Annotated in this window: 8 protein-coding genes; 5 read left to right on the plus strand and 3 right to left on the minus strand. The window is 67.6% G+C overall.

Annotated elements, in window-relative coordinates:
• Positions 1-259: 259 nt before the first annotated feature.
• Positions 260-538, minus strand: coding sequence for a ribosomal protein L7/L12 (locus A7G45_RS08380; protein WP_260935698.1), 279 nt, complete (start codon positions 536-538; stop codon positions 260-262).
• A gap of 117 nt (positions 539-655) precedes the next feature.
• Between A7G45_RS08380 and A7G45_RS08385 the strand changes: the two genes are divergently transcribed.
• Positions 656-2653, plus strand: coding sequence for a DNA polymerase III subunits gamma/tau (locus A7G45_RS08385; RefSeq protein ID WP_260935701.1), 1998 nt, complete (start codon positions 656-658; stop codon positions 2651-2653).
• Here A7G45_RS08385 and A7G45_RS08390 read toward each other — a convergent pair whose 3' ends face one another.
• Entirely contained in the window at positions 2654-3958 is a 1305-nt protein-coding gene (locus tag A7G45_RS08390) for a class I SAM-dependent methyltransferase (RefSeq protein WP_260935703.1), read from the minus strand.
• Positions 3955-5346: an FAD-binding oxidoreductase gene (locus A7G45_RS08395; RefSeq protein ID WP_260935706.1), complete on the minus strand. Its 1392-nt coding sequence runs from the start codon at positions 5344-5346 to the stop codon at positions 3955-3957. Before A7G45_RS08395 ends, A7G45_RS08390 begins: the two co-directional genes overlap by 4 nt.
• Before the next feature lie 72 nt (positions 5347-5418).
• On the opposite strand from A7G45_RS08395, the gene A7G45_RS08400 reads away from it, so the two are divergent.
• The 4 genes from A7G45_RS08400 (at position 5419) to A7G45_RS08415 (ending at position 7489) form a co-directional block, all read left to right on the plus strand.
• Positions 5419-5856, plus strand: a complete 438-nt coding sequence (locus A7G45_RS08400; protein ID WP_043399530.1) for an SRPBCC family protein — start codon at positions 5419-5421, stop codon at positions 5854-5856.
• 133 nt (positions 5857-5989) lie between these two features.
• Positions 5990-6322, plus strand: a complete 333-nt coding sequence (locus A7G45_RS08405; protein WP_029119043.1) for a YbaB/EbfC family nucleoid-associated protein — start codon at positions 5990-5992, stop codon at positions 6320-6322.
• A 1-nt stretch (position 6323) separates the two neighbouring features.
• Positions 6324-6935: a recombination mediator RecR gene (gene recR, locus A7G45_RS08410; protein ID WP_043399537.1), complete on the plus strand. Its 612-nt coding sequence runs from the start codon at positions 6324-6326 to the stop codon at positions 6933-6935.
• A gap of 329 nt (positions 6936-7264) precedes the next feature.
• Positions 7265-7489 (plus strand): MbtH family protein, encoded by a 225-nt coding sequence (locus A7G45_RS08415; RefSeq protein WP_043399539.1) that lies wholly within the window; start codon positions 7265-7267, stop codon positions 7487-7489.
• The last annotated feature ends 43 nt before the right edge of the window (positions 7490-7532 follow it).

Below are 7532 nucleotides of genomic sequence, written 5' to 3' on the forward strand. Positions count from 1 at the left end.
TGGCTTCCGCGTTGACCCTGTACTCAGGGCGCAATTGTGCGAGTGGGGTGCGCCGCCACGTCAGGGTCAACGGTTCTTCGCGCTGAGTTGGAGTTGATCCTGCATCCAGGGCGCAATCGTTCGAGTAGCGGTGTGTGCAGGCGCAGGGTCAATTGAGTTGTGATGGTCGGGCTCGGCGACCCTGACTGCACGGCGATTTGCGGGCGGTTTTTCCGCCACCAGGTCAGGTTCGCGGAGGCTGTGGCCGGTTGGTAGCCGGCTATAGCCGGTCGACGACGTCCTTGGCTTCTTTCAGGCCCATCCCGGTCTCCTCGCGCAGACGTTTGATGGCCTGGATCTTCTGCCCGGAGGCCGCCAGCCGCCAGACTTCCTGGCTCACTCCCGCGCCTCCGGACGGCTGCGGTCCGGCCGGCGGAGGCGGACTCACGCTGCCGCCGTGGCCGGCACGTTCCAAGGTCGCGACCCGGCGCTCCAGATCGGCGATCCGGTTCAGCAGATCGTCATACGAAACATCACCTGAGCGTCCGAAGAGTGCCATGCCGGCCAGTGTGGCCGATCGGCTCTTCGCACGCGCTGTCCGCGAGTGACGGGGTGCGTGGATTCGCAGTCAACGGGCAGCAGAGCATCAGTCGGACCCGCTCGGTAGCCTTCTCCCGTGGCTCTCTACCGCAAGTACCGACCGGCAAGTTTCGCTGAGGTTGTCGGGCAGGAGCATGTCACCGAGCCACTGTGCAACGCGCTGGAAGCGGGCCGGATCAACCACGCCTACCTGTTCTCCGGGCCGCGCGGCTGCGGTAAGACGTCGTCGGCGCGCATCCTGGCCCGCTCGCTGAACTGCGAACAGGGCCCGACGGCCAACCCCTGCGGCGAGTGCCATTCGTGCGTGGCGCTGGCGCCCAACGGGCCGGGCAACATCGACGTCGTCGAGCTCGACGCGGCCAGCCACGGTGGCGTCGACGACACCCGTGAACTCCGGGACCGGGCGTTCTACGCGCCGGCGCAGTCGCGCTACCGCATCTTCATCATCGACGAAGCGCACATGGTGACCAATGCCGGTTTCAACGCGCTGCTCAAGATCGTCGAGGAGCCGCCGGAGCACCTGATCTTCGTGTTCGCCACCACGGAGCCGGAGAAGGTGCTGCCGACCATCCGGTCGCGTACCCACCACTACCCGTTCCGGCTGCTGCCGCCGAAGACCATGCGCGGCCTGCTCGAGAAGATCTGCGCGCAAGAAGACGTACAGGTCGACGACGCGGTCTACCCCTTGGTCATCCGCGCGGGCGGCGGTTCGCCCCGCGACACGTTGTCGGTGCTCGACCAGCTGCTGGCCGGTGCCGAGGAGAATCGCGTCGTCTATCAGCGGGCGCTGTCGCTGCTGGGTGCCACCGACATGGCGCTGATCGACCGGGCCGTCGACGCGCTGGCCGCCGGCGACGGTGCGGCGCTCTTCGGGGCCGTGGAGTCGGTGATCGACGCCGGCCACGATCCGCGGCGGTTCGGTACCGATCTCCTGGAGCGCTTCCGGGATTTGATTGTGCTGCAAATAGTTCCGGACGCGGCGGCCCGCGGTGTGGTTGACGCCCCCGAGGACATCATGGAGCGCATGCGGGACCAGGCCGCCCAGATCGGCACCGCCACGCTGACCCGCTACGCCGAGGTGATGCACGCTGGGCTGGGGGAGATGCGGGGCGCGACGGCACCCCGGCTGCTGCTCGAAGTGGTGTGTGCCCGGCTGCTGCTGCCGTCGGCCAGCGACACCGAAGCCGCTCTGCTGCAACGGATCGAGCGCATCGAGACGCGGATGAACGTCTCGATCCCGGCGTCTGAGGGCGGGGTCGCTGCCGCGCCGCGGCAAGCGCCCGTGGCGGCACCGACCCCGGTTGCGGCGCCGGTTGCCGAGTCGTTCGCGGACGCCCCGCCTGCTCCGTCGGCCGCAGCTGCCGCGGCGAGCAATCGGCAGTTCATGCGGAGAAGTCAAGCGTCGCCGTCGGTTTCGGCGCCGGAACCAGAGCCTGCTCCGGCACCCCCGGCGCCGCCCGCTCCCCGGCCCGAGCCACGTCCGGCACCCGAACCTGCGCCGGTTCAACGTGAAACATCACCGGAACCCGTCGCGCCGCCGGCGGCCGAACCGGCAGCCCCGGCGCCCGAGCAGCCGGCCGCGGCTGCCGCGGGGACGCCCGGTGAGCCCGATGCGGCCGCGGTGCGGGCCATGTGGACGACGGTGCGCGAGAAGGTCCGTGCCCGCAGCCGCTCGCTGGAAGCCATGCTGATGGAGGCGACGGTCCGCGGCATCGAGGGCGACACCCTGGTGCTGGCACACCCGGCCCCACCGTTGGCGAAACGACTCAGCGAGCAGCACAACGCGGACGTCATCCGCGAGGCGCTCAAGGACGCGCTCGGGGTGAACTGGCGGGTGCGGTGCGACGCCGGTGCCGCGCCCGCGGGTGCGGTGGGGGCCGCCCCTGCCGCGTCGGCGCCACGCGCTGCGGCCCCGACGCCCGAGCAGCAGGCGGCCGTGGAGCGCGCCGAAGAAGAGGACATGCTGGCCGAGGCCGCCAACGACCGCGGCACGGACGTGCCACGGCGCGACCCCGAAGAGGTGGCGCTGGAACTGCTCAAGAGCGAGTTGGGCGCCCGGCCGATCGGGGAGTAGTCAGGGCGTCCACCACGGCCGCAGCGGCAGCCCGCCGTCGGCGCCGTGCTCGTCGAGCTTGACGGCCAGAACCTGGTGCAGCTGAACCACATTGGTCTCGAAGCCCACGCGTGAACCGGCCATGTACATGCCCCAGACCTTGGCTGTGGCCAGGCCGACCTCGGCGACCGCGTCGTCCCAGTTCCGCACCAGGTTGGCGCACCAGTCGCGCAGCGTCAGGGCGTAGTGCTGGCGCAGGTTCTCCTCGTGCAGCACCTCCAGCCCGGCGTCCTGGGCCGTGGCGATGATGTGGCCCGAGCCGGTGAGTTCCCCGTCGGGGAAGACGTAGCGGTCGATGAATCCGCCGATGCTGCCGGCGTGGTTGTGCGGCCGGGTGATGCAGTGGTTGAGCAACAGCCCACCGGGGCGCAGCCGGTCGCGCAGGAACCGGAAGTACGCCGGGTAGTTGGCGACGCCGATGTGCTCGGTCAGGCCGATCGAGGACACCGCGTCGAAGCGCCCCTCCCGCACGTCGCGGTAGTCGCCGTGCAGGACGCGGGCGAGGTCGGACAGGCCCTCGTCGGCGATGGCGCGCTGGGCCCAGTCGGCCTGCTCCGCGGACAGCGTCACCCCGATGGCGTGGACACCGTGGCGGGCGGCGTACCGGACCATGCCGCCCCAGCCGCAGCCGACGTCGAGCAGCCGGTCGCCGGGCTGCAACCGCAGCTTGTCGAACACCAGCCGGTACTTGTTCTCCTGGGCTTCCTCGAGCGTGGCGTCCGGGTGCGGGTAGCAGGCGCACGTGTACGTCATCGACGGGCCGAGCACCCGCTCATAGAAGGCGTTCGACACGTCGTAGTGGTGGTGGATGGCCTCGGCGTCCCGGATTCGGCTGTGCCGCAGCCCTTCTGCCATCCGGCGCCATTTCGGCAGGGCCTCCTGCGGCGGTGGGGCGATGGGCAGCAGGTGTTCGAATCCGATGGACCGCACGATGTTCGCCAGCACCCGCAGCGGCGGACGCTTGAACTCCACCTTGTCGCCCAGGGCTTTGATGAGCTCGTACGGATCGCCCGGATGGACGCCGAGGGCCGCGAGGTCACCCGCGACGTAGGCGCGCGCCAGGCCCAGGTCGCCGGGTGCGGTCGCCAGGTACGTGGTGCCGCGTGGCGTGAGCAGATTCAGTCCCAGTTCGGCGTCCTCGGGGCCGGCCGAACTGCCGTCGTACGCTTCGAATTTCAGGGGCAGCCGACCGCTCGAGAAGCTCTCCAGCACCTCGGCCAAGGTCAGCTTGCCGTCGGTCGTGCCGCGGTCGTCAGTTGTCGTCATCGCCGTTGTACCGCCTTCGCATAGAGACCTAATAGCCGCGATTCGGGGTCGTAAACGTCCTTGACCTTCTGGTACTCCGCACCGCCATAGCGCCGGTCGAAATCCTCGGGCGAGTAGAACGACTCGGAGTACAGGGATTTGTGGCCGCCGCACTCGTCGACCTTGTCCTCGATCAGCCGGTTCGTCTCGCCGGCCACCCGTCCGGCCGGGACCGATGACCAGAACCCGAGGTTGACGTAGCTGCGGTGGGGCTCGATCGGATACAGGGGCCAACGAGTGTCGCCGCGTAACCGCAACGGACACAACCAGATCGGGGTGATGGGCACGTGCGCCAGGAACCACTCGAGAAAGTCGACGACGCGCTCGACCGGCACCTCGACGTCCTGCACCACCCGCTCGCGCAGGGGCTGATCCGGGGCAAGGATGCTGTGCCGCTCGATGCGGTCGGCGATGTGGAATCGCTGGTCCAGACCGACGAGCTTCCAGTAGACGCTGCTGCGCCGGTACCGGCGGGGCCACAGCCGCCGCACGAGCGGACGTTGCGCGCCGAACGCCTCGGAGCACCAGAACCAGTCGGTGTCCCAGCGCCAGAGATAGTCGCCGGTGGTCAGCCGGTCGTGCCGCTCGCCGGAGTCGTGCTGGATGGAGCGGTAGAAGATGTGCTGGCCGGTGTAATCGCTGACCGGGCCGTCGGTTCCGGTCTTCATCCCCAGGCACAGGTAGCTTTCGTCGGGGCCGAACACGACGCCGTCGAGATAGTCGACCTGGACGCCGTCATATCCGCCGGTGTCGAGGATGCGCTGCAGTGCGTCGACCAGGTCGGCCACACGGTGAAAGCGCAGGTGCCTCAGCTTGACGAACGGCCGCACCGGTTCCAGTTCGATGCGCAGCCGCACCGAATAGCCGAGCGTTCCATAGGAATTCGGGAAGGCATAGAAAAGATCCGAGTGGGTGTCCGGGGATGCGGTGACCAGCTCACCGGCGCCGGTGAGGATGTCCAGCTCCAGCACGGACTCGTGCGGCAGGCCGTTGCGGAACGACGTCGACTCGATGCCCAGCCCCGTCACCGCGCCACCGAGGGTGATGGTCTTGAGTTGCGGCACGACCAACGGTGCCAGGCCGAACGGCAGCGTCGCCGCCACCAGCGTCTCGTAGGTGCACATGCCCTGGACGTCCGCGGTGCGGGACTCGGTGTCGACGGCGAGCACGCCGTCGAGCCCGGTGACGTCCAGACCCTTGGTCTTGGTGCGCGCCCGCGCCCGGAACAGGTTCGATGTCGGCTTCGCCAACCGCACCGTCTTGCCCCGCGGGATGGCGCGGTAGCTGTCCAGCAGTCGCTGAACGGCCGCCTCGTGGGCGGCCTGCGCGTCGGTCGTGACAGCTGTCACACCTATACGCTAGTCCGAGACAGCGGTCCTCGCGACCGCACAGTGATGCCATACGAACAGGAGTTTTGCCTGATGGGACAGGTCAGTGCGTCCAGCACCGTGTTGATTCTCGCCGAGCCGGAGAAGGTGCTGGCTGCGGTCTCCGACTACCAGACGGTGCGCCCGAAGATCCTCTCGTCGAACTACAGCGGGTACCAGGTGCTCGAAGGCGGACAGGGTGCCGGCACCGTCGCCACCTGGAAGCTGCAGGCCACCAAGAAGCGTTCGCGTGAGGTGAAGGCCACGGTCGACGTCGCGGGCAAGAGCGTCATCGAGAAGGACGCCAACTCGTCGATGGTGACCACCTGGACCGTCGCCCCGGCGGGCACCGGCTCGACCGTCACCGTCAAGACCGCGTGGCAGGGTGCCGGCGGTATCGGCGGCTTCTTCGAGAAGACCTTCGCCCCGCTGGGCCTGCGCAAGATCCAGGACGAGGTGTTGGGCAACCTGAAGAAGGTCATCGAAGGCTGAGCCTTCGGTCAGATACCGAAGGCTGAGCCTTCGGCGCACGGAGATTCTTTTCGCGGCCAGTCGGTCGCCCGACTTTCTGTCGGGCGACTAGGCTGGCGCGTAAACCCGATCATCGAAATCTGAGGGGATCACCATGCAACCCGGTGGCCAGCCTGATATGTCCGCGCTGCTTGCGCAGGCGCAGCAGATGCAGCAGCAGCTCATGGCGGCGCAGGAATCGCTGGCCACCTCGTCGGTGGTCGGCCAGGCCGGCGGTGGTCTGGTCAAGGTCACCATGATGGGCAGCGGTGAGATCACCGCGCTCACCATCGACCCGAAGGTCGTCGATCCCGATGACATCGAGACGCTGCAGGACCTCATCGTGGGTGCCCTTGGCGACGCCTCCGAGCAGGTGACGCTGATGGCGCAGCAGCGCCTCGGCCCGCTGGCCGGCGGCATGCAGGGCATGGGCCTGCCCGGGTTCTGATGTGTTTGAAGGACCCGTACAGGATTTGATCGACGAGCTCGGCAAGCTGCCGGGTATCGGTCCGAAGAGTGCCCAGCGCATCGCGTTCCACATGTTGTCGGTCGAGCCGCCGGAGATCGACCGGCTGACCGCAGTGCTGAACCGGGTGCGCGACGGCGTCAAGTTCTGTGCGGTGTGCGGCAACGTGTCCGATGACGACCGGTGCCGCATCTGCAGCGACCCGCGCCGCGACGGCACGTTGGTGTGTGTCGTCGAGGAGCCCAAGGACGTACAGGCGGTGGAGCGCACCCGCGAATTCCGCGGGCGTTACCACGTCCTGGGTGGGGCGCTGGATCCGTTGTCCGGGGTCGGGCCGGATCAATTGCGAATTCGTGAGCTGCTCAACAGGATTGGGCAGCGGGTCGACGGTGTGGACATCGTCGAGGTGATCATCGCGACCGACCCCAACACCGAGGGCGAGGCCACTGCCACGTACCTGGTGCGCATGCTGCGGGACATTCCGGGGCTATCGGTGACGCGCATCGCGTCGGGTCTACCGATGGGTGGCGACCTCGAGTTCGCCGATGAGCTGACGCTCGGCCGGGCCCTGGCCGGCCGCCGCGCCATGGTTTAACTCGCCTCCCGCCGAAACCGCGTTTCGCCAGGCGTCCACTGGCACTTTTCCCGCCTGAATACCGTTTCGACGGAATCAGCTAACTGTCGGAAATGCCAATTGGGTGGGACGGCCAGCGAAGTCGGTACCGTCATTGGCATCAGGCAAAGAATGTCGCGAAATTCGTTACAGCATCGGTGATTTCGGACGGATTGCTCGATCGCGGCGCGCCGGGGCCAGTTTATTGACGCCCGTTTGTAGACATAGCGTGGGCATGTAGCATTCGCCCACGGGCGGCGCGGAAATAGCAAAGCCCAATTATCTTGAGCGTCAATTCTTTTGGGAGCACCATGAGCACCAACCCGTTCGATGACGACAATGGATCTTTCTTCGTGCTGGTCAACGACGAAGAGCAGCACAGTCTGTGGCCGACGTTTGCTGATGTCCCGGCGGGTTGGCGAGTGGTCTTTGGCGAGGCCGATCGCGCCTCATGCCTGGAGTACATCGAGCGGGAGTGGACCGACATTCGGCCGAAGAGCTTGCGCGACCGACTGGCGGTGGGGCAGCGGCTCTGATCGTTCGTCGGATCGGGAGTAATTCGGTATTTCAGGGTTAGGG

The sequence above is a fragment of the Mycolicibacterium llatzerense genome (genome assembly GCF_025331195.1).
Taxonomy (GTDB): domain Bacteria; phylum Actinomycetota; class Actinomycetes; order Mycobacteriales; family Mycobacteriaceae; genus Mycobacterium; species Mycobacterium llatzerense.

Excerpts from the sequence above, each read along its gene's own strand:
- A7G45_RS08415 (WP_043399539.1), top strand. The coding sequence starts at position 7,265 with ATGAGCACCAACCCGTTCGATGACGACAATGGATCTTTCTTCGTGCTG.
- A7G45_RS08400 (WP_043399530.1), top strand. The coding sequence starts at position 5,419 with ATGGGACAGGTCAGTGCGTCCAGCACCGTGTTGATTCTCGCCGAGCCG.
- A7G45_RS08405 (WP_029119043.1), top strand. The coding sequence starts at position 5,990 with ATGCAACCCGGTGGCCAGCCTGATATGTCCGCGCTGCTTGCGCAGGCG.
- A7G45_RS08380 (WP_260935698.1), bottom strand. The coding sequence starts at position 538 with ATGGCACTCTTCGGACGCTCAGGTGATGTTTCGTATGACGATCTGCTG.
- A7G45_RS08390 (WP_260935703.1), bottom strand. The coding sequence starts at position 3,958 with ATGACGACAACTGACGACCGCGGCACGACCGACGGCAAGCTGACCTTG.